This window comes from Pseudonocardia sp. Ae717_Ps2, from assembly GCF_001932475.1.
Taxonomy (GTDB): Bacteria; Actinomycetota; Actinomycetes; order Mycobacteriales; family Pseudonocardiaceae; genus Pseudonocardia.
Map to the genome: position 1 here is coordinate 4,202,909 of NZ_MCIS01000001.1, position 22,380 is coordinate 4,225,288.

Here is a 22,380-nt window from a genome sequence, read left to right on the forward strand (position 1 = left end):
GACACGCCTCGGACCGACCGGTGGCGCACGCCGGGCTCCCGATCGACGACGCCACACCCGGACAACGACCCGTCGCCGGGGACGAGGCGGACGCGCCCGCCCGCCACGGCGACCGGGCGACCCGGTACGCCCGGCGCGGCATCCGGGACGACCGGTGGTCGGTCGACCACCCTGTGTGATGAACTCCGCCGCACGACCAGGGCACGGGATGCCGGCAGGGTCCGATCGGGTCCGCGGGGGATTGGGATCGCTCCCGCCGGGTAGCGCTCCGGAGCGGGCACGACGCCGGCACGGCGCCGCCCGGCAGCCGTCGAGCACGGAGGTGGACCGGTGAGCAGGCACGACGAGGAGTACTCCGAGACCGACCTCGACGTCGGCTCCCCCGAGGACCACGCCGTCGGGGCGACCGCCGTCGCGGTGTCGATGAAGCGGTCGCTGGAGCACATGGGGCCGGCCCGGACCGCCCGCACGCTGCTGAAGCTGAACCAGGCCGAGGGCTTCGACTGCATGAGCTGCGCCTGGCCGGATCCCGACCCCGGGCACCGCTCGGTCGCCGAGTTCTGCGAGAACGGCGCGAAGGCCGTGGCCGAGGAGGCCACCACCCGCCGCGCGACCCCGGAGTTCTTCGCCCGGCACAGCGTCGCCGACCTGGACGCCCACTCCGAGCTCTGGCTGGGCCAACAGGGCCGCATCACCCACCCGATGGTCCGGCGCCCGGACGGCACCCACTACGAGCCCCTCGGCTGGGACGAGGCGTTCCGGCTGATCGGCGACGAGCTGAACGCCCTGGACGACCCCGGTGAGGCGACCTTCTACACCTCCGGCCGGGCGTCCAACGAGGCCGCGTTCGTCTACCAGCTGTTCGCCAGGGCGTTCGGGACGAACAACCTGCCCGACTGCTCGAACATGTGCCACGAGTCGACCTCCATCGCGCTGCAGGAGTCGATCGGCATCGGCAAGGCCAGCGTCACGCTGCCCGACCTGCTCGAGGCGGACGTGATCGTCATCGCCGGGCAGAACCCGGGCACCAACCACCCGCGGATGCTGACCCAGCTCGAACACGCCAAGCGCAACGGCGCCACCATCCTCACGATCAACCCGCTGCGCGAGGCCGGGCTGATGCGGTTCAAGAACCCGCAGACCCCGAAGGGCGTCCTCGGACGCGGCACCGACATCTCCGACCTGCACCTGCCGGTCCGGGTCAACGGCGACCTGGCGCTGTTCCAGGCCATCGGTTCGCTGCTGGTCGAGTGGGACGCCCTGGACCACGAGTTCCTCGACCGGTACACCACCGGGTTCGACGCCTGGCGCGAGCACGTCTCCGGGATCGACCGCGACGCCGTCACCCGGTCCACCGGCCTGTCCTGGGCCGAGATCACCCGAGCAGCGGCCCTGCTGCGGGACTCGCGCAAGACGGTCTTCTGCTGGGCGATGGGGCTGACCCAGCACCGCAACGGCGTCGCGACGATCAAGGAGGTCGTCAACGTCGCGCTGGCCCAGGGCAACATCGGACGCCCCGGTTCCGGGCTGTTCCCGGTCCGCGGCCACTCCAACGTCCAGGGCGACCGCACCATGGGCATCTGGGAACGCGTCCCGGACTCCTTCCTCGACGCCCTGGAGCGCGAGTTCGCGTTCGACCCGCCCCGCGAGCACGGCCTCGACACCGTCGACAGCATCCGGGCCATGCGCGACCGGCGGGTGAAGGTGTTCGTCGGCCTCGGCGGCAACTTCCTGCAGGCCGCGCCGGACACCGACATCACGACCGCGGCGCTGACCGGCACCCGGCTGACCGTGCAGATCTCGACGAAGATCAACCGCTCGCACCTGCACGGCGGTCGCACCGCGCTGATCCTGCCCACCCTGGGGCGCACCGAGCGCGACGTCCAGGAGTCCGGCCCGCAGTTCGTCTCGGTCGAGGACTCCACCTGTTCGGTGCACTCCTCCCGCGGCCCGCTGCCGCCGGCGAGCCCGCACCTGCGCTCCGAGATCGCGATCCTCACCGGCATCGCCGAGGCCACCCTCGGCGACCGGCACGGCATCGACTGGGCCGCGATGCGCGGGGACTACCGCCGCATCCGCGACCACATCTCGCGCGTCGTGACCGGCTGCGAGAGCTACGAGGTGAACGTCCGCCGGCCCGGCGGGTTCGTCCTGCCGCACCCGCCCCGGGACTCGCGGACCTTCGAGACCCCGTCCGGCCGCGGCGAGTTCGTGGTGTCGCCGGTCGAGGTGCTCGAGGTGCCCGACGGGCACCTGCTGCTCCAGACCCTGCGCAGCCACGACCAGTTCAACACCACGATCTACGGCCTCTCGGACCGCTACCGCGGCATCGAGGGCGGGCGCCGGGTCGTGTTCTGCCACCGCGAGGACATCGCCGCGCTCGGCTACGCCGAGGGCGACCACGTCGACCTGATCACGCGCTGGGACGGCGACGAGCACGTGCGCTGCGCGTCGGACTTCCGGCTGGTCGCCTACGACGTCCCGCGGGGCACCGCGGCGGCGTACTACCCGGAGACGAACCCGCTCGTCCCGCTCGACGCCACGGCGGCCGGGAGCAACCAGCCGGCGTCGAAGTCGGTCGTGGTCAGGCTCGGCGTCGCCGGGGGCACCGACTGCAACCCGCGGGGCGCGCAGGGCCAGGTCGGCGACGACGACGGCCACAAGTCCCGGCCGGAGGTGTCGCACCTGTCCTGACCGCGGGACCCGAGCGGGTCACCACGGCACGACCGCGCCGGTGTGGTCGAGGAACTGCAGCCCACCGTCGTGGGCGTGGCCCTCCAGCACGTCGGCCACCCCGCGCGCGCTCTCGGCGACGGTCAGCCGGGCCCCGGGGCCGCCGAGGTCGGTCTGCACCCACCCCGGGTGCAGGAGCAGCAGGGTGCGCGGGTCCTGCGCCGTCCGGGCGGCGTAGCTGCGCATCAGCTGGTTGAGCGCCGCCTTGCTCGCCCGGTACACCTCGTGCCCGCCCCGGGTGTTGAACCCGACGCTGCCCTGCCGCGAGGACATGACCCCGATCGTGCCGGTGGGCAGGACCAGCGGGGACAGACCTTCCACGACCCGCATCGGGCTCAGCGCGTTGGTCACCATGACCTCGGCGAACACCTCGGTCGGCACCTGTGCGGCCGGCACGTCGGCGTCGGTGATGCCGGCGTTGACGAACAGCGGTCGATCCGGCGGTCGCCGAGGCGCTCGCGCAGCGCGGCGATCCCGGCGGTGTCGGTGATGTCCAGTCGCTCGACGGTCACCCGCCCGGTCCGGGCGGCGAGCTCGGCGAGGCCCTCGGAGGTGTCGCCGCGCACGGTCGCGACGACGTCCCACCCCCGATCGGCGAACTCCCCCGCCAGGGCGAGCCCGAGGGAGCGCGAGGCCCCCACGACGAGTGCGGTGCGGTCGGTCATGTCGCCTCCGGTGGTGTGGCCCGGCTGCTCCCGCCGAGCTCGGTCTCGATCCGCCGCAGCAGCGCGACGGTGGTGTCGATCGCGGCGGGGTCGTCGCCGACCCCGTCGAGCAGTCCGCTCCAGATCCGGCGCAGCACACGCAGGTTCTCCGCGGCCAGGTCGGTCGGGTACAGACGGACGCGGCGGGCGTCGGCCGGGTCGGGCTCGCGGCGCACGAGCCCCTTGGCCTCGATGCCGCGCAGTGCGCGGCTGGTGTTGCTGGAGATCAGCCGCGTCGCCTGCGCGACGGCACCGGCCGTGATCCCCGGCTCCCGGTCGACGACCCGCATGACCGCGCTCTCCAGCGGGGTCCAGCTCTGCCCGGAGAACGCGGGCTCCTTCGACGCATGGATCAGCCGACCGACCGCGAGGATGCGGTCGGCCAGCTCGAACAGCCGGGTCTCCTGGTCGTCGTCCACGCGACGACCGTACCACCATCAACTGTCATCTGACAGGTATCTTCTGACAGCTGTCGAGCACGTCCGAGCGAATGTCACTGCCGGGTCAGGTCCCGACCGATGATCTCCTTCATGACCTCGTTCGCGCCGCCGTAGATGCGCTGGACGCGTGCGTCCCGGAACGCGCGGGCGATGGGGTACTCGTTCATGTAGCCGTATCCGCCGTGCAGCTGCACTCCGGAGTCGATGACCTGCCACTGCATCTCGGTCGCCCACAGCTTGGCCTTGGCCGCGTCCACGGCGGTCAGCGTCCCCGCGTTCAGCTCCCGCACACACCGGTCGACGTAGGCCCGGGTCACCTCGACACGGGTCCGCAGGTCGGCGAGGGTGAAGCCGACGCTCTGCTGCTGGGCCAGCGGACGCCCGAACGCGACACGCTGCTTCACGTGGTCCACGGTCCAACCGAACGCGGCCTCGGCGGAGCACTGGGCGGCGACGGCGATGCCGAGGCGCTCCCGCGGGAGATTGCGCATCAGCGCACGCAGCCCGCCCCCCTCCTCGCCGAGCAGGTTGTCGGCCGGGACCCGGACGCCGTCGAAGAACAGCTCGGCGGTGTCCTGCGCGGTCAGACCGACCTTGTCGAGCTTCCGTCCGCGCCGGAAGCCGGGCATCCCCCGCTCGACGACGAACAGTGAGAAGCCGGACGACCCCGCGCCCGGATCCGTCCTCGCCACGACGATCACCAGATCGGCGGTGACGCCGTTGCTGATGAAGGTCTTCGACCCGTCGAGCACCCAGCTGTCGCCGTCCCGCCGGGCCGAGGTGGTGATCCCCCGCAGGTCGCTGCCGGCGCCGGGCTCCGACATCGCGATCGCGGCGACGGTCGCCCCGGTCGCGAACCCGGGGAGCCACCGTGCACGTTGTGCGTCGTTCGCCGACTCGAGCAGGTATCCCAGCACGATGTCGTCGTTCGTCCCGAACGCCGACTGCAGTGCCGACGCGCCCACCTTCGCGATCTCCTCCGAGAGCACGTAGCGGAACCGATAGTCCGACACCCCGGCACCGCCCAGCTCCTCGGGTACGGCGAGACCCACCAGCCCCGCGGCGCCGGCCTTCTTCCAGGTGTCCCGATCGACCTCGCGGGCCTCGTCCCACCGGTCGAGATTCGGCACCACCTCGCGCTGCACGAATACTCGGGCGGTCTCGCGGTACGCCTCGTGGTCGGCGTCGAAGAGATCGGTCTCCATGAATTCACCTTAATCCATTAGACAGTCGTGACGGAACGATTCGCCGGACTGCGGGCGCCCGCCCCGCGACGCGCCGGGCGAGGCTCCGGACGTGCCACGCCGGCGGTGGCGGACAATCCGTTGGTGCCCCGACCGTCCAGCCCGCTGCTCACCCGGGAGCGGATCGTCGTGACCGCGCTGGCGGTCATCGATGCCGAGGGCCTGCCCGCGTTCAGCCTGCCTCGCCTGGCCAGGGAACTCGGGGTACGCGCCCCGTCGCTCTACCACCACGTCGCCGACAAGGCCGAGATCCTCGGAGCCGTCGCACGGGCCGTCCTGCTGGAGGCCCCGTTCCCGCCTCGTCGCTCGAACGCGGTGTGGACGGAGTGGTTCGTCGAGGTGAGCCTGGGGGTCCGGCGGACCATCCTGCGGCACGCCCACGCGGCACCGCTCCTCCTCGAGTTCACGCCGCGGGAGGTCCTGACCCCGACCTACGAGATCGGCGCCGAGCTGCTGGAGGAGGCGGGGGTGCCCCGCAGCACGCACCTCCTCGTTCTCGACGGGCTGGACCAGCTGGTACTCGGTTCGTCGGTCATGGAGGCCATCCGTCCGCGCGAGCGACGGGAGCGACGACTCCGGGACGTCGTCGCCGACGACACCCCGCTGCTCGCCCGCGCGGTCGCCGGTGACGCCCGGACGTCCGAGCAGCTCTTCGCCGAGACGGTGCGCAGCTTCCTGCGCGGCGCGGTGGCCGACGCCCCGGGCTGACCCGACCCGCGGCGCCGGCATCGGCGTCACGTCGTACGCGCCCCGCCCGCGACGTCGAGCATGTCGCGGACGTCCACCAGCTTGCGGCGCGGCCGACCGGCCGACCGGCCGGACTCGCGCTCGTGGGCGTCGATGGCCTTCCACCCGTCGAGGCCCACGACGTTCGGACAACGGTCGGCGAGCAGGTCGGCGAGTCCGTCGTCCCCGTGGACCGGCGCCGCGAGGCGATCGGCCGCGTAGTCGGCCAGCAGCGTCTCCACGGTCGCCTCCGCACACCACCGGTTCGTCCCGATGACCCCGCTCGGTCCCCGTTTGATCCATCCCGCGGCGTAGGTCCCGGCGACCGCCGCTCCCGTGGCGGGGTCGACCACGCGGCCGTCCCGGTGCGGGAGCACTCCCCGGCCCTCGTCGAACGGCAGCCCGGGGACGGCGGTCCCCCGGTAGCCGACGGCACGCAGCACGAGGCCCGCCGGCACGTCCTCGGTCCGCCCGTTCGGGCGGGCGACCGTCCGGCCTCCGTCGTCGACGAGGTCGTTGTGGGCGAGCCGGACACCGGTCACGGCGGCCTCGCCGAGAACCGCCTCCGGCGCCGCCCGGAACCGCAGGACGATCCGGCGACCCGCGCCGGTGGCGGGCCGCTCCGCGAGCTCGCGCAGGAGGTTCGCCTTCCACCGCACGACCGGGTCGTCGACCGGGCCGGCCGGTGCGACCTCGGCGGGGTCGATCACCAGGTCGACCCCGGGCAGCTCGGCGAGCTCGAGCAGCTCCGGGGTGGTGAACGCGGCCTGCTCGGCGCCCCGTCGCCCGACCACCACGACCTCGCGTACGGCGCTGTCGGCCAGGGCGGTGAGCGCGTGCTCCGCGATGTCCGTCCCGCGCAGCCGGTCCGGATCCGTCACGAGCACACGGGCGACGTCGAGCGCCACGTTGCCGTTGCCGATCACCACGGCGCGCTCGGCCGACAGGTCGACCTCCAGCCCGGCGGCCTCGGGGTGGCCGTTGTACCAGGCGACGAACTCGCGTGCGGACAGGCTGCCCCGCAGGTCCTCACCGGGGACGTCGAGCCGGCGGTCGCCGGGGGCGCCCACCGCGTAGACGACGGCGTGGTGGTGCTCCAGCAGGTCGGCGTGACTCAGGTCCGAGCCGATCTCCACGTTCAGGTGCAGCGTGAAACCGGGACGGGTCCACGAGCGCGACAGCGAGGTGCCCACGCCACGGGTACCGGGATGGTCGGGGGCGACGCCGTAGCGGAGCAGACCGCCGGGCACCGGGAGCCGCTCGAACATCGACACCCGGACGTCGAGCTCCCGGCGGGCGAACAGGCTCTCCACCGCGTAGCAGGCGGCGGGGCCCGACCCCACGACGGCGACGCGGAGCGGCCCCCCGCCGGCCGGCGGAGCGACGGTCGTGCGCTCGGTGCCGGCGACCGGCACGGGCCGACGTCCCTCGTACCAGGCCGCGTTCAGCAGCAGGTACGGGTCGTCGTCGCCCTCGAGGTCGTCGTCGGACACGATCGCCTCGACCGGACACACGTCCAGGCAGGCCCCGCAGTCGATGCAGGTCTCCGGGTCGATGTAGAGCATCTCGGCCCGCGCGTACCCCGGCTCGTCCGGGGTCGGATGGATGCAGTCGACCGGGCAGACCGGCACACAGGAGGCATCGTTGCAGCACGGCTGTGTGATCACGTGGGTCATCGCATGTCCTCGTGGTGTCGTGACCCGGTGGTCGGTGCGCGACCGGGGGTCGGCGCGACGGCGCTCAGCGCACCTTCTCGTGGGTGACGGCCAGGTCCGCGTACTCGGTGCGGATGGCGGGCTTCGCGATCTTGCCGCTGGGCAGCCGGGGAAGCGGCTCGTCCCGGACGACCACGTAGCGGGGCACCTTGTAGTCGGCGACCTGTTCGTTGCACGCGGCCACGATGGCCGCGGCGTCGACGTCGCCGCTGACGATCGCCGCGGGGGTCTCGCCGAACCGCTCGTCCTTGGCGGCGATGACGGCCACCTCGCGCACGCCCGGGACCGCGGAGATGACGGCCTCGAGCTCGAACGGCGACACGTTGATGCCACCGGTGATGATCAGGTCCTTGAGGCGGTCGACGAAGGTCAGCCGCCCCTCGGCGTCGCGGGTGCCGAGGTCACCGCTGTGCAGCCACCCGTCCCGCAGCGCCCTGGCCGTGTTCTCGTCGTCGTTCCAGTAGCCCGGGGTGACCCCCGGCCCGCGCATCACGATCTCGCCGGGCTCACCCGGCGCGCAGACCGAGCCGTCCTGCCCGATGACGGTGACGTCGGTGAAGATGCTCCCCCGCCCGCAGGAGCCGGCGTGCTCCTCGGCCTCCTCCGCCCAGGTCGCGGTGGCGATCCCGCCGACCTCGGTCATGCCGTAGATCTGGCGCAGGATCACCCCTTTCTCCCGGTAGGTGCGCAGCAGCGGCAGCGGCACCGCGGCGCCACCGACGACGGCCGTCTCCAGGCTCGCCAGGTCCGCCCCGGCGAACTCGGGGGCCGAGGTGAGCGCCTGGTAGATGAGCGGAACACCGAACATGACGGTGATCCGGTGCTCCTCGATCAGCCGGACCGCCCGCGACGGGTTCAGCTCCTTCTCGACGACGAGCGTGCCCCCGAGCACCCCGGTCATCACCAGCCCGTAGACCAGGCCGGGAGTGAAGGCGAGCGGGAGCAGCAGCAGGGTCCGCGCCCCCGGACGCATGCCCGGCTCGGTCAGCGAGTTCTCGAAGACGATGTCGAGCAGGGTGCGGTTGGTGCAGATCACGCCCTTGGACAGGCCGGTCGACCCGCTGGTGTAGAGCAGCGCCGCGGGGTCCTCGGGCGCGATGTCGACCCGGAAGTCCTCCCGGCCGCCCTCCCGCAGCGCGGCGAGCTCGTCCAGCCCGATGACGTCCAGCTGGTGGCCGCGCTCGACGACGCCCTCCAGCCCCGCCAGCAGCGCCGGCGCCGTGACGACGACCCCGCACCCGGCGTCGGCGAGGAGCTTGTGGAGCTCGGCGGCGACCAGGCGCGGGTTCAGCGGCACCAGCACCGCACCGGACTTGACCACTCCCCAGGCGGCGGCGACCCACTCGGGGCTGTTGGCCGACAGCAGCCCGACCCGGTCCCCCGGGCTGACTCCCGAGTCCACCAGGCGCCGCGCGACACGGCCGGACCAGTCCTGCAGCTCGCGGTAGGTGAGCACGTCGTCCTCGACGACGAGAGCCTTCTCCTCACCCTTGCGAAGCGCCCACCAGTGGAGCGCGGAGGCAATGGATGTCGACATGTGGTGATCTCCTTCGTGCGCCACGATGCGCATCCCGAGACGGTCCCGGATCGTACAGATCAAGAGATGGAGAAAGAAGGACAACCCTCTTCCCTACAGATTTTAGACTACTGTGGGCGACTGCCCTGCCAACGGCCCGACGGAGGCTTTCAGGCCGAAATCGGGAGTAGTCCCGACAGCCGTCCGAGAACGGCCTCGGCTTCGGCCACGATGCGCGGGATCAGCTCGCCCACCGCGGGGATGTCGTGGATGAGGCCCTGGCACTGCCCGACCGTCCAGATCCCGGCGTCCGGGTCGCCCTCCTCGAACACGCGGCGCCCACGGGTGCCCGCGACCAGGTCCCGGACGTCGTCGAAGGACCCGCCGTCGTCGAGGATCCGGACCACCTCGGTGCTGACGGCGTTCCGGGCGACACGGGCAGTGTTGCGCAGTGTCCGGAAGACCAGCTCGGTGCCGCGCTCGTCGCCGTCCACGATGGCCTGCTTGATGCGGTCGTGGATCGGGGCCTCACGGGTGCAGAGGAACCGCGTCCCCATGTTCACCCCGCCAGCACCCAGTGCGAGGGCCGCGGCCAGCCCACGGCCGTCGGCGAACCCGCCGGAGGCGACCACGGGGATGCGCAGACGCGCGGTGGCGGCGGGGATCAGCACCAGACCCGGCACGTCGTCCTCACCGGGGTGGCCGGCGCACTCGAAGCCGTCGATGCTGACGCCGTCGACGCCGATCCGCTCGGCCTTGACCGCATGCCGGACGCTGGTGCACTTGTGCAGGACCTTCACGCCGTGCTCGTGGAACAGGGGCAGGTGCGGCTCGGGGTTGGAGCCCGCGGTCTCCACCACGGGGACACCGGACTCGACGATGACCCGGCGGTACTCGTCGTAGGGCGGCGGGTCGATCGACGGCAGGATCGTCAGGTTGACGCCGAAGGGCCGGTCGGTCAGCTCGCGGGTCCGTGCGATCTCCGCGGCGAGCGCCTCGGGGGTCGGCTGGGTCAGCGCGGTGAGGAAGCCCAGGCCGCCCGCCTCGGCGACGGCGGCGACCAGCTCGGCCCGGCCGACCCACTGCATGCCGCCCTGGACGACCGGGTGCTCGACCCCGAAGGTCTCGGTGAAGCTCGTGCGCAGGGACATCGGGTCCTCTCAGAGGGTCTCGGTGAAGCGGGCGGCCCGCTTGTCACGGAAGGCCTCGAACGCCTCGGCGGCGTCCGCGCCGCGCAACGCGATCGACTGGGCGACCCCCTCGGCGGCGAGGGCCTCGTCGACGCCGGAGCGGCCGCCCTCGTTCAGCAGCCGCTTCGTCAGCGCCATGGCGACGGCGGGTCCGGCCGCCAGGCGGGTGGTGATCCCGTCGACCGTGGCGTCGAGCTCGGCGACCGGTACGACCCGGTTGACCAGGCCCATCGCCGCCGCGTCGGCGGCGGGCACGACGTCGCCGAGCAGGCACAGCTCCTTCGCCCGGTGCAGGCCGACCAGCCGCGGCAGGATCCAGGAGCCGCCGAAGTCGACGGTCAGGCCCCGCCGGACGAAGATCTCGGAGAACCGGGCCCGGTCGGACGCGACGACGAGGTCGCAGGCCAGCGCGAGGTTCAGACCGGCCCCGACCGCGACACCGTCGACCCGGGCCACGGTCGGCACACTCATCCGGTGGACGGCGGCGGCCGCGCGGTTGATCCGGTTCATGTGCCCCAGGGGGTGCGCGTCGTCCGAGACCGCGGACAGGTCGGCGCCGGAGCAGAAGTCCTCGCCCGCACCGGTGAGCACGACGACCCGCACCCCGGGGTCGTCGTCGAGCTCGGGGAGCGTCCGGGCGAGGTCGGCGAACATGTCCGCCGACAGGGCGTTGCGCCGACCCGGGTTGGAGAGCTCGACGGTGGCCACGGTGCCGCTCCGCCGGACGTGCAGACCCACGTGGGAGCCCTTCGGTCGGGATACCGGGGCCGTCGTGGGAGGACGGCCCCGGTACCGGGTCAGGAGTAGTCGATCACGCCGCGGAGGTTGCTCCCCGCGTGCATGTCCTCGTAGCCCTGGTTGATGTCCTCGAGCTTGTACCTGCGGGTCACGAGCTCGTCGAGCTTCAGCTGGCCCTGCTGGTACATGTTCAGGAAGTAGGGGATGTCGCGGCTGGGCGAGGACATCCCGAACAGGGCGCCCTGGATCCGCTTCTGGTACATCGCGAACTCGAAGAGGTTCACCGGGATGACGTTCTCGTCGATGTTCGCGACCGCGGTCAGGACGATGGTGCCGTCCTTGCGGGTGGCGGCGAAGGCCTGGCCGACGTGCTCACCGGTCGCTACACCGACGGTGACGATGACGCAGTCCGCGCCCTGCCCGTTGGTCAGCGACTGGGCGAGGTCGGTCGCCTCGGTCATGTTCGAGGCCACGTCGGTGGCGCCCAGCTTCAGCGCGCTCTCGCGCTTGAACGGGGCCGGGTCGACGGCGATGACGCGCACCGCGCCCGCGTGCTTGGCACCCTGGACCGCGTTGATGCCGATCCCACCGACGCCCATGACGATCACGACCTGACCCGGCCGGACCTGCCCGGCGTTGACGGCCGAGCCCCAGCCCGTCGGGACGCCGCAGCCGACCAGCGCGGCCGACTCGAGCGGGATGCTCTTGTCGATCTTCACGGCGCCCCACTCCGGCATGATGCTGTACTCGGAGAAGGTGGAGACGAGCGAGCACTGGGCGACGTCCTGACCGCCGTGGTGCAGCCGGAACGTGCCGTCCAGCTGCGTGCCCAGCATCATGAACGCGCCGTTGTCGCAGAGGTTCTGCTTGCCCTCGCCGCACCAGCGGCAGCGGCCGCAGCCGGGGATGAAGCTGGCGACGACGTGGTCACCGGGCTCCAGGTCGCGCACCTTCGACCCGACGGCCTGGACCACTCCGGCGCCCTCGTGACCCCCGCAGTAGGGGTAGTGCGCCGACGGGACGTCGCCCTTGGCGACGTGGTCGTCGGAGTGACACAGACCGGCGGCCGTGTACTTGACCAGGACCTCGTACTCCTTGGGCTCGTCGACGTCGACCTCGACGATCTCCCACTTGCCCGGTGCCTCGAACAGGACCGCTGCTCTCGACTTCATCGTCTGCTGCTCCTCGCGGTGTGGGGTCGGGTCACTCGAAGTCGACGCGCTTCATCGCGACGATCACGTGCTGGAAGGCGGACATGTTCTTGAGCAGCTGCGACATCTTGCCGCGCACCCGGAGCTGGCCGCGGGTCATCGCGACCGTCGGGTTGATCTTGTCCTCGAACAGGCCGCGCCAGACGTCGCTCGAGCCGCTGATCACGAACTGCGCGTTCTCGAGGTCCTCCGCGGTCGCGTCACGGACCTCGGTGACCTTGCCGTCGTCGAAGACGCAGTAGAACTGGCCCTCGATCGGGGCCTCGTACTTGTAGACCATGGTCATCGAGATCCCGGCACCCTTCTGGTGCCACACGGGGTCGTTGTTCAGCTCATCGGCCATGGCCTGGTAGAAGTCGACGGTTCCGAGCTTGACGGTCATCTGTGCTCCTCCGGGGAACGGTGGTGGGTGGGAGAGGTCGGATCAGGCGGACCGGCCGAGGATGAGCGGGAGCCGCTCGACGCCCTTGACCTGGCTGAGGTGGCGGACCGGCGGGTCCTCCGGGTCGAGCTTGTAGTCCGGGAACCGGCGGTGGAGCTCGGTGAACGCGATCCGCAGCTCGTTGCGGGCCAGGTGCGACCCGAGGCAGCGGTGGTGCCCGGCGCCGAAGCCGAGGTGCGGGTTGGGCGAGCGGGAGAGGTCGACGGTGTCCGGGGAGTCGAACTTCTCCGGGTCGCGGTTGGCGGCGCCGTAGGGGATCAGCACCTTGTCCCCCGCGGAGAACTGCACGCCACCCACGACGACGTCGGACGTGATCACGCGGGCCGCGGCGACCGCGGACTCCCAGCGCACCATCTCCTCGACCGCGGTCGGAACGAGCGAGGGGTCCTCGACCAGCTGCCGGCGGACCTCCGGCTGCTCGGCGAAGAGGATCACGCTGTGGGCGAGCTGACCGAGCACCGTGTGCAGTCCCGCGATCATCAGCAGGAACAGCATGTTCAGCATCTCGAACTGGGTCAGGTCCCGGTCCTGGAACTTGCCGTTGACGAGCACGCCGGTGACGTCGTCGACGGCAGGGTTCTCCATCCGCTCGTCGAGCATCTCGGCGAAGTAGGCGTAGACCTCCATCGCCGCGGCCATCCGGAACTCGGTGGCCTCCTCCTCGGAGGCACCCGGCTTGCCGAGGACGATGTCGTCGGTCCACTTCTGGAACCGGGGGGCGTCCTCGTGCGGCCAGCCCATCATCGCCAGGAACACCCTGGTGGGCAGCGGCTGGGCGAACGCCTCGACGAAGTCGACCTTCTCCTTGCCCTCCATCGCGTCGAGCAGCTCGGTGACGATCGCGGTGATCTCCGGCTCGAGCGCGCTCATCCGCTTCGGGGAGAAGAGCTTCTGCAGGATGGCGCGGTAGGCGCCGTGGTCCGGTGGGTCGACCTCCAGCGGGATCATCGGACCGTCCTGGCCGATGGTCCCGGGGATGTTGACGCTCTCGCTGGAGAAGACCTCGGGGTTGCGGCAGACGTCGTGGATGTCGTCGTAGCGGGTCAGGATCCAGTGGCCGCCGTACTTGTCCGAATGGGCGACCGGGCACGTGTTGCGGAGCTCAGCGTAGCGCTCGTAGACGGTCTCGACCTGCTTCGGGTCGTGGATGTCGAAGTCGACCTGGATGTCGGCGGTCTCGGCCGTGCTGGGGGTGCTGGTGGTCATGTGGTGGCTCCTCGGCGGTGTCGGGAGTGCTCAGCTCGTGGGGTGATCGAGCAGGACCGCCCGCTCGGGACAGTTGCGTGCCGCCGTACGCGCCTCGTCGGCGGCGGCACCGGAGACGTTCGCGGCCAGCAGGACCGGGAAGCCCTCGTCGTCGGCGTCGAACACCTCGGGAGCGAGGGAGTAGCAGCGGCCGTGACCGGCGCAGGTGTTCCGGTCGACGTCCACGGTCAGTTCGGTTGACACGGTCGTCCTCTCAGTCCCAGTCGAGACCGACGGCGCCGTAGGAACGGCCGTCGATGTCGGTGTCGAGAGCCGTGTAGAGGCTCTTCACCTTGGTGTAGGCGTGCAGGCCGTCGACGCCGAGCTCGGAGCCGACCCCGCTGCGCTTGCGGCCGGACAACGGCGTGCGCGCGACGTCCGCCGCGGCCACGTCGTTGATCCACGTCAGACCGCTCTCGAGCCGCGCGGCGACGGCGCGCGCGGCCTGGAGGTCGGTGCCCCATACCGAGGCGGCGAGCCCGTACTCGCTGTCGTTGGCGATCCGGACGGCGTCGTCGACACCGGAGTAGCGCACGACCGCCAGGACCGGTCCGAAGATCTCCTCACGGGCGGCGACGTTGTCGGTGTCCACCGCGAGCACCGTCGGGGCGACGTAGTGCCCACCCTCCGGCACACCGGTGGGTCGCTCGCCCCCCGCGACGACGCGTCCGCCCTGCTCGACGGAGCCCGCGACGAACTTCTCGATCTTGTCCCGCTGGGCCGCGGAGATGACCGGGCCGACGTCGGAGGTCAGCTCGGTCGCGGCTCCCACGGTCAGCTGGCCGGCGCGGGTGGCCAGCAGGTCCAGGAACTCGTCGTACCGCGAGTCCGGCACCAGCATGCGGCTCGTGGCCACGCACGCCTGCCCGCTGTGCATCATGCTGCTGAACAGCGTGCCGCGGACCGCGAGCTCGGCAGGCGCGTCCGGCAGCACGACGGCGGGGGACTTCCCGCCCAGCTCCAGCAGGACCTCCTTCGCGGTGGCCGCGGCCGAGGCCATGATCCGCGTGCCGACGGCGGTGCTGCCGGTGAAGCTGACGAGATCCACTCCGGGGTGCGCGACCAGGGCCTCGCCGGCCGTGCGGTCGCCGTGCACCAGGTTCAGCACGCCCGGCGGGAGGCCGACCTCGTCCGCGGCCCTGGCCAGCGCCTCCAGGCCGAACGGGGTGAGCGGCGAGGACTTCAGGACCACCGTGTTGCCGGTCAGCAGCGCGGGGGCCGCCTTCCAGACGGCGATGAACAGCGGGAAGTTGTACGGGGTGAACCCGGCGACGACGCCGACCGGCTCGCGGTGCAGCTCCCACTGCCCGAAGCCGGGGGTCGTCTGCATCGGGAAGGCCGTCGGTGCCAGCGACGCCGACATCTCGGCGAAGTCGCGCAGGTGCCCGAGCGGACCGCCGACCTGCAGCATCCCGCACAGGCGCGCGGTGCAGCCGGTGTCGCGCACCAGCTCGTCGGACAGCTCGTCGAAGCGGGAGTCCAGCGCGGAGGCGAGGTCCCGGAGGACCTGGGCGCGGTCCTGGGGGCGCATCCGGGCCCACGGGCCCTCGAAGGCGGCCCGCGCGGCACCGACCGCCTGGTCCACCACGTCCGCGCCGCTGTCGGGGACCGATCCGATGATCTCACCGGTGGACGGATCGTCCACCTCGATAAATGGACCGCTCGCCGCAGCCCAGCGACCGTTGACGTAGTTCTCGAACTGCTTCATTGCATCTCCGCTGGTCAGACGGTCAAGAGGTCCGGCCCACATTGCCAGGATCCGTCGGAACGAGTCGTAGCCTAAAGACTCTAGGCAAAGCCGTCAAGACGCTTTACCGAAAACCTTTCGACGAACGGCGGACAGGGTGAACACCATTCCCGGCGACGGCGGGACCCGCCGGCACGCCTGCGTGCCGGTCCACACAGGAGAACGATCGGACGGACCGGGCGTCACGCAGCGGAGTCATGGCGGTGCACAGGGTGCGACGCGCGGTTCCGTGTCGGATCGGGTCGGCCCGGACCACAGCTACACTCCGGCCATGACAGCAGGTCCGTCGGAGTCGTTGAGACGGGCGGGGGGCGGAGTCCGGGAACGGCTGCTCCGCGCGGCGGAGGAGCGCTTCGGCCGCTTCGGGGTCGCGAAGACGACCATGGAGGACGTCGCGAAGGCCGCGTCGGTCTCCCGCGCGACCCTCTACCGCCATTTCGCCGACCGCGAAGCGCTCGTCGTCGCCGCCGTGGAGCGACGCGCCCTGATCAACGTGCCGCGGATGCAGGCCCACATCCAGCGGTGGCCGACGTTCGCCGACCGGCTGGTCGAGGGACTGATCTACAACATCGACAAGGGCAGCCGGGACCCGGTCGTCCAGCTCCTGATCGTCTCCGAACAGCACGGCCTGGTCGGGCGCACCCTCGGCGGGCACACCCTGGCCGAGGGCATCACCCTGCTGATGTGGGAGCCGATCTTCCTCGACGCCATCACCCGCGGTGAGATGCGCTCGGACCTCGACCTGCGCGCGGCCGCCCGCTGGATCGCCGGGGTCAACCTGCTGCTGCTCGAACGGGACCGGTCGGTCGTCACCGAGGACGCGCTGCGCGAGGAGCTCCGGACCTTCGTGCTGCCGGCGTTCCTCCCCTGAGCCCGCGCCCTCACCGCTTCCCGAGCATCTCCTCCGAACCGAACAGGGTCGCGCTGACCAGGGGCGCCATCGGTCCCCCCAGCAGCAGCGACGACCGCGCCCCGGGGACCTGGTTGGCCGAGGTGCCCCGGATCTGCCGCACCGCCTCGAGCACCAGGCCGATCCCGTGCACGAACCCCTCCGCGATGTTGCCGCCCGCGGTGTTGATCGGCAGCCGCCCGTCCGGCGCGGACAGGTTCTCGACCGTCATGAACTCCCCCGCGGCCGGGCCGGGCGGGCAGAGACCGAGGTCGATGAGCGCGGCGACGGCGGGGCCGCTGAAGTTCTCGTAGACCTGGACGACGTCGACCTCGCCCGGCTTCACCCCGGCGTCGGACCAGAGCCGGTCCACCATCGCCGGGTGGAAGCCGGCGCTGGTGTAGGGCTCGTCGTTCTCGGCGGACTCGCACCAGCCGCGCGCGGCCCCCTGGACCCCGCTGAGGACGTACGCGGGCGTGGTCGCGAGACCGCGGGCCCGTTCGGCGGTGGTCAGCACGACCGCACCGGCCGCGTCGTTCTCCCGCGAGCAGTCGAAGAGCCGCAGCGGCTCGGAGATCCAGCGCGCGTCGGCGTAGGTCTCGTGGTCGAGCGCCCGGTCGCGGCCGGCCGCGACCGGGTTCGTCGACGCGTGCCGGTAGTCGGCCGCGACGAGGGCCTCCAGTGCCGACGGGGGCACCCCGTCCACCTCGATCATCCGCTGCGTCCGCAGCGCGCAGATCTGGACCGGGGTGAGGACGCCGTGGTCGTGCAGCAGCGGCGGGAAGTGGCCCTTGCCGTAGCTGCCGCGGCCGTCGTCGGCCTCGGTGATCCCCCGGTAGACGACGACCGTCTCGGCCTGGCCCGCCGCGATGGCCGCCGCGGCGGCGTTGACGGCGGCCGCGACCCCGCCGCCGCCACCGCCCCACACCATCGTCGACCAGCGGACCTCGCGGACCCCGAGGTCCGCGGCGAGGGCGACGCCCTCGTTCTGGTCGTTGGCGTAGGAGACGAACCCGTCGAGCTCCCGGGCGTCGATCCCGGCGTCGGCGCAGGCGGCCAGGACGGCCTCCAGCGTCAGGCGCAGCGCCGACGCCGGGCCCTCGCCCCGCTTGTGGAACGGGGTGTGCCCGATCCCGACGACCGCCGCCGCCCCGCGCATCCCGCTCATCGGGTCCCCTCCACGATCCGCCAGCGCAGCAGGGCCGCGCCGTCGCCGGTCCGGTCGAACTCGCCCCGCACCCGGTCGCCGACGGCCGGGGTCGTCGCGTCCCCGTCGCGCAGCACGCCGAGCACCCGCCGGCGACCGGCGCCGTCGAGCTCCACCAGGACGACGACGTAAGGGACGTGCCCGCTCACCTCCCGGGCGAACGGCTGCCAGGTCCGCGTCCACGAGTAGACCGACCCCGACGGCTCGACGACCGGCCAGTCCAGGTCGGTCCCGTGGCAGGCCGGGCACAGCGCCCGGGGCGCCCATATCCACTCGCCGCACCGGCCGCAACGCTGGATGCGCAGCTCACCGGCGGCCAGCCCGGCCCGGTGCGGGGCGTGGAGGTCGTCGTCGTAGGCCGGCAGGGGCTCGAGGACCGGCGGGGTGTCGGGCACGTTGCGCACCTCCGACACCCGCCAGCCCTGTGGCAGCCGCACCCAGCGGGACCGCAGCACGGTCGTGTCGCCGTCGGCGTGCCGGTAGCGGATGTGGGCCGCCATGAGCCCGTCGGCCTGACGTTCGATGCTCAGCACCTCGCTGCCGACCATCGTCCGGGGCAGCCGCGCCGAGGCGACGAGCTGGCCGACCCGGTCGGGCCGGAAGTCGGCCAGGGTGGCCTCCAGGTCGCCGGCGGCGACCACCTGGCCGTGCCGTGCGACGACCGCGGGCAGGTCGTCCGGGACCCCGTCGCCGAGAACGGGCGCCGTGCGCCCCGTGGCCGGGTCCGTCGTCGTGTCACTCATCGCAGCAGGTACTCCGCGTCGGTCCGCTCGTGCACGAAGCCGAGCGCTCGGGTCAGGTGGACGAGCCGGTCGTCGTCGCCGTCGACGACGAGCGCGGCGACCGGCAGGCCGGCACCGGCGATCTCCTCCATGGCCGCGACCAGGAGCGCGGCGCGGGTGGCGTCGGCGCGCCCGTCGGGCCACACCGCCGGGCCGTGGATCCGGCCGGCGGTGCCGTACTCGGTCGCCTCGTCCGCCGCGACGTCGACCCACACGGCGCCGTCCACACCGGACCGGCCGGCCACACGGACCAGTGCCCCGTCGGCGGGCGGGTCACCGGCGAGGGTCCCGAGCATCCCGCGGACCGCCGCGGGCTCGTCGGGCCCGGTCACGTCCCGCACGTCGACCTCCGCGGCCGCGGGCACCTCGGCGAGCAGGTCGTCGCGGCGCAGCCCGCGCACCGGGGCCAGCAGGTTCCACTGGTGCCGGGTGCGGGAGATGTCGTGGGACCCGAACCGCCGGGTGAGCCGACGGGCGGCCGGGTGGTCCCCGCGCGCCCAGATCCGTACCTCCCGGGCACCGGTCCCGGCCCAGCCGTCCGGGGCGTGCACGTCCAGCCCGATCTTCTCGAACAGCAGGGTGGTGACACCGCGGGACCGCAGATCCGGCCGCACGACGTACCGCGCGACCGCGGTGCCGTCGGACGCGACCCGGAGCTGCAGGTAGGCCGCGAGGACCGGCACCCCGCGGTCCTCCACGACCTCCCGCTCGTCGGGCAGCAGGTGGACGACGAGATGGTGCACGTCCGGGCCGTCGTCCGGCCGCACCCTGGGGAAGCCCGCCTCGGCGTCGTGCCCGGCCGCGTCGTCCAGCAGCGCCCGGAGCCCGGTGCGCAGGTCCTCGGGCACCGAGCGGTACCACTCGTGGAGGATCACGACGTCAGCTTCCGGAGCTCCCGCCGGAACACCTGGTTGGCGACCTCGTTGCGGCCGAGCAGCATCGAGCCGCCGTCCGCGCTGGCCATCCCCTCCTGGGAGCTGCGCAGCAGCGGGAAGTCCTCCTCGTGCAGGACGGCGATGAGGATGTTCCAGTTCTTGTCCCACAACCGCTCCCACTTGTCGCGGTTCATCCCGGACTCCTCGACCGGCGGGACCATCAGGCGCATCTCCATCCGGCACCGGCCCGGGTCGGTGGGGTGCGGACGGAAGGTCAGCAGCTGGAAGTGGTCGGGCTGGCGCAGCAGGGTGCTGTTCGGGAGCAGGAAGTGGGTCTCGGTGATGTGCTTGTCCAGGCTCGTGTCCCCCGGGTCCTCGTCGAGGTACTTGTCGATCGTCTTGCGCGGCGCGATGAATCGGCAGTGACGGCCGAAGTCCTCGATGGTCAGGACGTTGGTGTGGATGTGCTTGGCCGCGGTGTTGGGGTGCGCGTACTGGATGTGGTAGCCGTCGAGGAAGGCGTCCTGCATGACCTTCCAGTTGACCGGCTCGTCGAAGCCCTCGGACCGGACGGCGACGAGTTTCTCGATGCCGTAGCCGGACATGATCCCGTCCATGTCCTCGCCCAGCCAGGAGGCGACGTCGATCTCGGCGCCCGCCCGGTCGACGATCCAGACGAACCCGTGCCGCTCCTCGCAGGGGAGCTCGACGAGACCGAACTGCGACCGGTCGATGTCGCCGAAGGTGTTGTCGCGGGTGACGGCGCGGAGGCTGCCGTCGGTGTCGTAGGACCAGCGGTGGTAGCCGCAGGAGAACAGGCGGCAGCGGCCGGACTCCTGCTCCTCCAGCAACGCGCCCCGGTGGCGGCAGAGGTTGACGAAGGCCTTGACGCCGCCGTCCTTCTGACGCACGACGATGACCTTGTTGCGGGGCATCTGCCGGGTGATGAAGTCGTTCGGCCGCGGGAGCTCGGAACCGTGGGCGATGATCGACGGCACCTCGCCGAACACGCGGTCCCGCTCGGTCCGGGCGACCTCCGGGTCGGTGAACTCGTGCGGCTCGAACGAGGCGACCTCGTCGAACCGGTCCGTGCTGTCGTCACGGAGGTGCTGGAGCGTCCGCCGGATGCGGTCCTCGCGGGGCGCGATGGAGCGGGTCATCGTTGTTCCCTTCGTGGCATGCGTGCCGTGCTCGTCCGCCGGATGTCGCGGACCGGCCGATACGTTCAGAGGTCGAGGATCAGACGGGCGCTCGTGGCCCGGGAGACGCAGGGGAAGACGACGTCACCCGCGGCGCGCTCGTCGTCGTCGAGGATCGAGTCCCGGTGGTCGGGGGTACCGCCGAGCACCGCGGTCTCGCAGGTGCCGCAGGTGCCCTCCCGGCAGGAGGTCTCGACGGGGACGCCGGCCTCCTCGAGCGCCTCGACGACGCTCACGCCGGCCGGGACCGGCACCACCCGGCCCGACGACGCGAGTTCGACCTCGAAGCCCTCGTCACCCCCGACGCCGCCCGCCGGTTCCTGCCGGGTCCGCGGGGCGAAGCGCTCCACGTGCAGCGGACCGGCCCCGGGCCGCTCGGCGTGCCGCTCCTCGATCGCGTCGAGCAACGCCCCGGGGCCGCAGCAGTAGATCGCGGCTCCGGCGGGGGCCGAGGCGAGGATCCCGTCGAGGTCGAGCAGCCCGGACCGGTCCTGCGGGTGCAGCGTGACCCGCTCGCCGTAGCGGTCGGTGAGCTCGGAGGCGAACGCCATCCGGGACCGGGAACGCCCGCCGTAGACGAGTCGCCACGGCAGACCGCGGCGGTCGACCTCGGCGACCATCGGCAGGATCGGGGTGATCCCGATGCCGCCGGCGACGAACACGTAGGACTCGGCGTCGACCAGCGGGAAGTGGTTGCGGGGACCGCGGATCGCGACCTTGTCCCCGACGGCGATCCGGTCGTGGACCTCCCGGGACCCGCCGCGCCCGTCCTCCTCGCGGAGCACCGCGACCGTCCAGGTACCGCGGTCCTCGCGGGAGCCGCAGAGCGAGTACTGACGCACGAGCCCCGGCGACAGGACCAGGTCGACATGCGCCCCGGGCTCCCACGCGGGCAGCTCGCCACCCGCCGGGTCCGCCAGCTCCAGGGCGACCACGTCATCGGCGACCTCGGTCCTCGACCGGACTTCCAGGTCGAGTGTCTCCCCCGGGGTGCGCTCGCTCATGAGCAACCACCGCCTTTTCCGTCCACCCGTCACTCGGCGGGCAACACGAAAAACCTTAAGGCTTTAGGCGTCGGGGGTCAAACGATGACGCAAAGGTGCTGCATACTTGACGGGTGCCCGTATTCAAGGCAGCTCCGCTGACCCGACGCTCGATCGCGCGCGCCGCCCTCGCCCTCGTGGACGAGGACGGCTACGAGGCATTCAGCATGCCCCGGCTCGCCGAACGCCTGGGTGTGCGCACGCCGTCGCTCTACCACCACTTCGACGACCGCGCCGGGCTGATGGCGGAGATCGCCCGCACCGTCGTGCGCGACACGCCGGTCCCCGACGTCGCCGTCGACGCCCCGTGGACGGAGTTCTTCGTCCTGCTCGCCCTCAACTTCCGCGCGACGATCCTGGCCCACCCGTCGGCGGCCCCCCTGCTCCTGCAGTTCCTCCCGCGCGAGGTGCTGGTCCGCAGCCACGAGGCGGCGGCCGAGCGGCTCCGGTCCTGCCCCATCCCGCTGGAGGACCACGTGCTGCTCCTCGACGGGCTGGAGAAGCTGACGCTGGGCAGCGCACTGACCGAGGCGGTGGGCGACCGGTCCCAGAGCGGCGACAACCCGTTCCCGATGGAGGACCCGGCGCTGACCCCACAGCTCGCACGGGCCGTCGATGCCCACTCCCTGAACCGCGCGGAGCTCTTCGTCGCCACGATCCGGGCATTCCTCGACGGCGTGGCACACCGTCACTGACACCGGCACCGGCGCTGACGCCGGGACTCGATGAGACAT

General features: G+C 72.1%; 23 protein-coding genes. 5 read left to right on the plus strand and 18 right to left on the minus strand.

Annotated elements, in window-relative coordinates:
- The first annotated feature begins 20 nt into the window (after positions 1-20).
- The gene (locus tag Ae717Ps2_RS37390) at positions 21-179 is read left to right on the plus strand and encodes a hypothetical protein (protein WP_020622828.1); all 159 of its coding nucleotides are present in this window, start codon (positions 21-23) and stop codon (positions 177-179) included.
- A gap of 151 nt (positions 180-330) precedes the next feature.
- Positions 331-2,694: an FdhF/YdeP family oxidoreductase gene (locus Ae717Ps2_RS19325; RefSeq protein WP_075310913.1), complete on the plus strand. Its 2,364-nt coding sequence runs from the start codon at positions 331-333 to the stop codon at positions 2,692-2,694.
- Between the two features lie 18 nt (positions 2,695-2,712).
- Here Ae717Ps2_RS19325 and Ae717Ps2_RS40450 read toward each other — a convergent pair whose 3' ends face one another.
- From Ae717Ps2_RS40450 to Ae717Ps2_RS19340, 4 genes are all read right to left on the minus strand, one after another.
- Positions 2,713-3,129 (minus strand): SDR family oxidoreductase, encoded by a 417-nt coding sequence (locus tag Ae717Ps2_RS40450; RefSeq protein WP_369804845.1) that lies wholly within the window; start codon positions 3,127-3,129, stop codon positions 2,713-2,715.
- Positions 3,081-3,398: an SDR family oxidoreductase gene (locus tag Ae717Ps2_RS40455; protein ID WP_369804846.1), complete on the minus strand. Its 318-nt coding sequence runs from the start codon at positions 3,396-3,398 to the stop codon at positions 3,081-3,083. Before Ae717Ps2_RS40455 ends, Ae717Ps2_RS40450 begins: the two co-directional genes overlap by 49 nt.
- Entirely contained in the window at positions 3,395-3,856 is a 462-nt protein-coding gene (locus Ae717Ps2_RS19335; RefSeq protein ID WP_075333689.1) for a MarR family winged helix-turn-helix transcriptional regulator, read from the minus strand. Before Ae717Ps2_RS19335 ends, Ae717Ps2_RS40455 begins: the two co-directional genes overlap by 4 nt.
- A 74-nt stretch (positions 3,857-3,930) precedes the next feature.
- Entirely contained in the window at positions 3,931-5,082 is a 1,152-nt protein-coding gene (locus tag Ae717Ps2_RS19340) for an acyl-CoA dehydrogenase family protein (protein ID WP_075333690.1), read from the minus strand.
- 123 nt (positions 5,083-5,205) lie between these two features.
- Between Ae717Ps2_RS19340 and Ae717Ps2_RS19345 the strand changes: the two genes are divergently transcribed.
- Positions 5,206-5,829 carry a TetR family transcriptional regulator gene (locus tag Ae717Ps2_RS19345; protein ID WP_075310907.1) on the plus strand — a complete coding sequence of 208 codons (624 nt, stop codon included), beginning with the start codon at positions 5,206-5,208 and terminating at the stop codon, positions 5,827-5,829.
- Between the two features lie 26 nt (positions 5,830-5,855).
- Here Ae717Ps2_RS19345 and Ae717Ps2_RS19350 read toward each other — a convergent pair whose 3' ends face one another.
- The 9 genes from Ae717Ps2_RS19350 to Ae717Ps2_RS19390 form a co-directional block, all read right to left on the minus strand.
- On the minus strand, positions 5,856-7,523 hold the full coding sequence (locus Ae717Ps2_RS19350) for an FAD-dependent oxidoreductase (RefSeq protein WP_075333691.1): 1,668 nt from the start codon (positions 7,521-7,523) through the stop codon (positions 5,856-5,858).
- A gap of 64 nt (positions 7,524-7,587) precedes the next feature.
- The gene (locus Ae717Ps2_RS19355; protein ID WP_020627469.1) at positions 7,588-9,099 is read right to left on the minus strand and encodes a class I adenylate-forming enzyme family protein; all 1,512 of its coding nucleotides are present in this window, start codon (positions 9,097-9,099) and stop codon (positions 7,588-7,590) included.
- A gap of 149 nt (positions 9,100-9,248) precedes the next feature.
- On the minus strand, positions 9,249-10,229 hold the full coding sequence (locus Ae717Ps2_RS19360; RefSeq protein WP_020627470.1) for a nitronate monooxygenase family protein: 981 nt from the start codon (positions 10,227-10,229) through the stop codon (positions 9,249-9,251).
- A 9-nt stretch (positions 10,230-10,238) separates the two neighbouring features.
- Positions 10,239-10,976: an enoyl-CoA hydratase/isomerase family protein gene (locus Ae717Ps2_RS19365; RefSeq protein ID WP_083696150.1), complete on the minus strand. Its 738-nt coding sequence runs from the start codon at positions 10,974-10,976 to the stop codon at positions 10,239-10,241.
- An 89-nt stretch (positions 10,977-11,065) separates the two neighbouring features.
- Entirely contained in the window at positions 11,066-12,178 is a 1,113-nt protein-coding gene (locus Ae717Ps2_RS19370; protein WP_020627472.1) for an NDMA-dependent alcohol dehydrogenase, read from the minus strand.
- Positions 12,179-12,209: 31 nt separating this feature from the next.
- The gene (locus Ae717Ps2_RS19375) at positions 12,210-12,599 is read right to left on the minus strand and encodes an SCP2 sterol-binding domain-containing protein (RefSeq protein WP_020627473.1); all 390 of its coding nucleotides are present in this window, start codon (positions 12,597-12,599) and stop codon (positions 12,210-12,212) included.
- Positions 12,600-12,641: 42 nt separating this feature from the next.
- Positions 12,642-13,865, minus strand: a complete 1,224-nt coding sequence (locus tag Ae717Ps2_RS19380; RefSeq protein ID WP_075310902.1) for a cytochrome P450 — start codon at positions 13,863-13,865, stop codon at positions 12,642-12,644.
- Positions 13,866-13,895: 30 nt separating this feature from the next.
- Positions 13,896-14,108, minus strand: coding sequence for a ferredoxin (locus Ae717Ps2_RS19385; protein ID WP_063718807.1), 213 nt, complete (start codon positions 14,106-14,108; stop codon positions 13,896-13,898).
- A gap of 10 nt (positions 14,109-14,118) precedes the next feature.
- Positions 14,119-15,612, minus strand: coding sequence for an aldehyde dehydrogenase (locus Ae717Ps2_RS19390; protein WP_075333692.1), 1,494 nt, complete (start codon positions 15,610-15,612; stop codon positions 14,119-14,121).
- Between the two features lie 334 nt (positions 15,613-15,946).
- Here Ae717Ps2_RS19390 and Ae717Ps2_RS39220 point away from each other — a divergent pair, with 334 nt between their 5' ends.
- Positions 15,947-16,522 (plus strand): TetR/AcrR family transcriptional regulator, encoded by a 576-nt coding sequence (locus Ae717Ps2_RS39220; protein WP_158071515.1) that lies wholly within the window; start codon positions 15,947-15,949, stop codon positions 16,520-16,522.
- 10 nt (positions 16,523-16,532) lie between these two features.
- Here Ae717Ps2_RS39220 and Ae717Ps2_RS19400 read toward each other — a convergent pair whose 3' ends face one another.
- The 5 genes from Ae717Ps2_RS19400 to Ae717Ps2_RS19420 all read right to left on the minus strand — a co-directional run bounded on the left by Ae717Ps2_RS19400 (position 16,533) and on the right by Ae717Ps2_RS19420 (position 21,607).
- A complete protein-coding gene (locus tag Ae717Ps2_RS19400; RefSeq protein ID WP_043281721.1) occupies positions 16,533-17,708 on the minus strand; it encodes a transporter in 1,176 nt (391 codons plus the stop codon).
- On the minus strand, positions 17,705-18,490 hold the full coding sequence (locus Ae717Ps2_RS19405) for a Zn-ribbon domain-containing OB-fold protein (RefSeq protein ID WP_020627479.1): 786 nt from the start codon (positions 18,488-18,490) through the stop codon (positions 17,705-17,707). The genes Ae717Ps2_RS19400 and Ae717Ps2_RS19405 overlap by 4 nt, the downstream gene beginning before the upstream one ends.
- Positions 18,487-19,404 carry a hypothetical protein gene (locus Ae717Ps2_RS19410; RefSeq protein WP_075310898.1) on the minus strand — a complete coding sequence of 306 codons (918 nt, stop codon included), beginning with the start codon at positions 19,402-19,404 and terminating at the stop codon, positions 18,487-18,489. The genes Ae717Ps2_RS19405 and Ae717Ps2_RS19410 overlap by 4 nt, the downstream gene beginning before the upstream one ends.
- On the minus strand, positions 19,401-20,564 hold the full coding sequence (locus tag Ae717Ps2_RS19415) for an aromatic ring-hydroxylating dioxygenase subunit alpha (RefSeq protein ID WP_020627481.1): 1,164 nt from the start codon (positions 20,562-20,564) through the stop codon (positions 19,401-19,403). The genes Ae717Ps2_RS19410 and Ae717Ps2_RS19415 overlap by 4 nt, the downstream gene beginning before the upstream one ends.
- 65 nt (positions 20,565-20,629) lie before the next feature.
- Entirely contained in the window at positions 20,630-21,607 is a 978-nt protein-coding gene (locus tag Ae717Ps2_RS19420) for a PDR/VanB family oxidoreductase (RefSeq protein ID WP_075310896.1), read from the minus strand.
- A gap of 113 nt (positions 21,608-21,720) precedes the next feature.
- Between Ae717Ps2_RS19420 and Ae717Ps2_RS19425 the strand changes: the two genes are divergently transcribed.
- A complete protein-coding gene (locus Ae717Ps2_RS19425) occupies positions 21,721-22,341 on the plus strand; it encodes a TetR/AcrR family transcriptional regulator (RefSeq protein ID WP_075310894.1) in 621 nt (206 codons plus the stop codon).
- Positions 22,342-22,380: the final 39 nt, after the last annotated feature.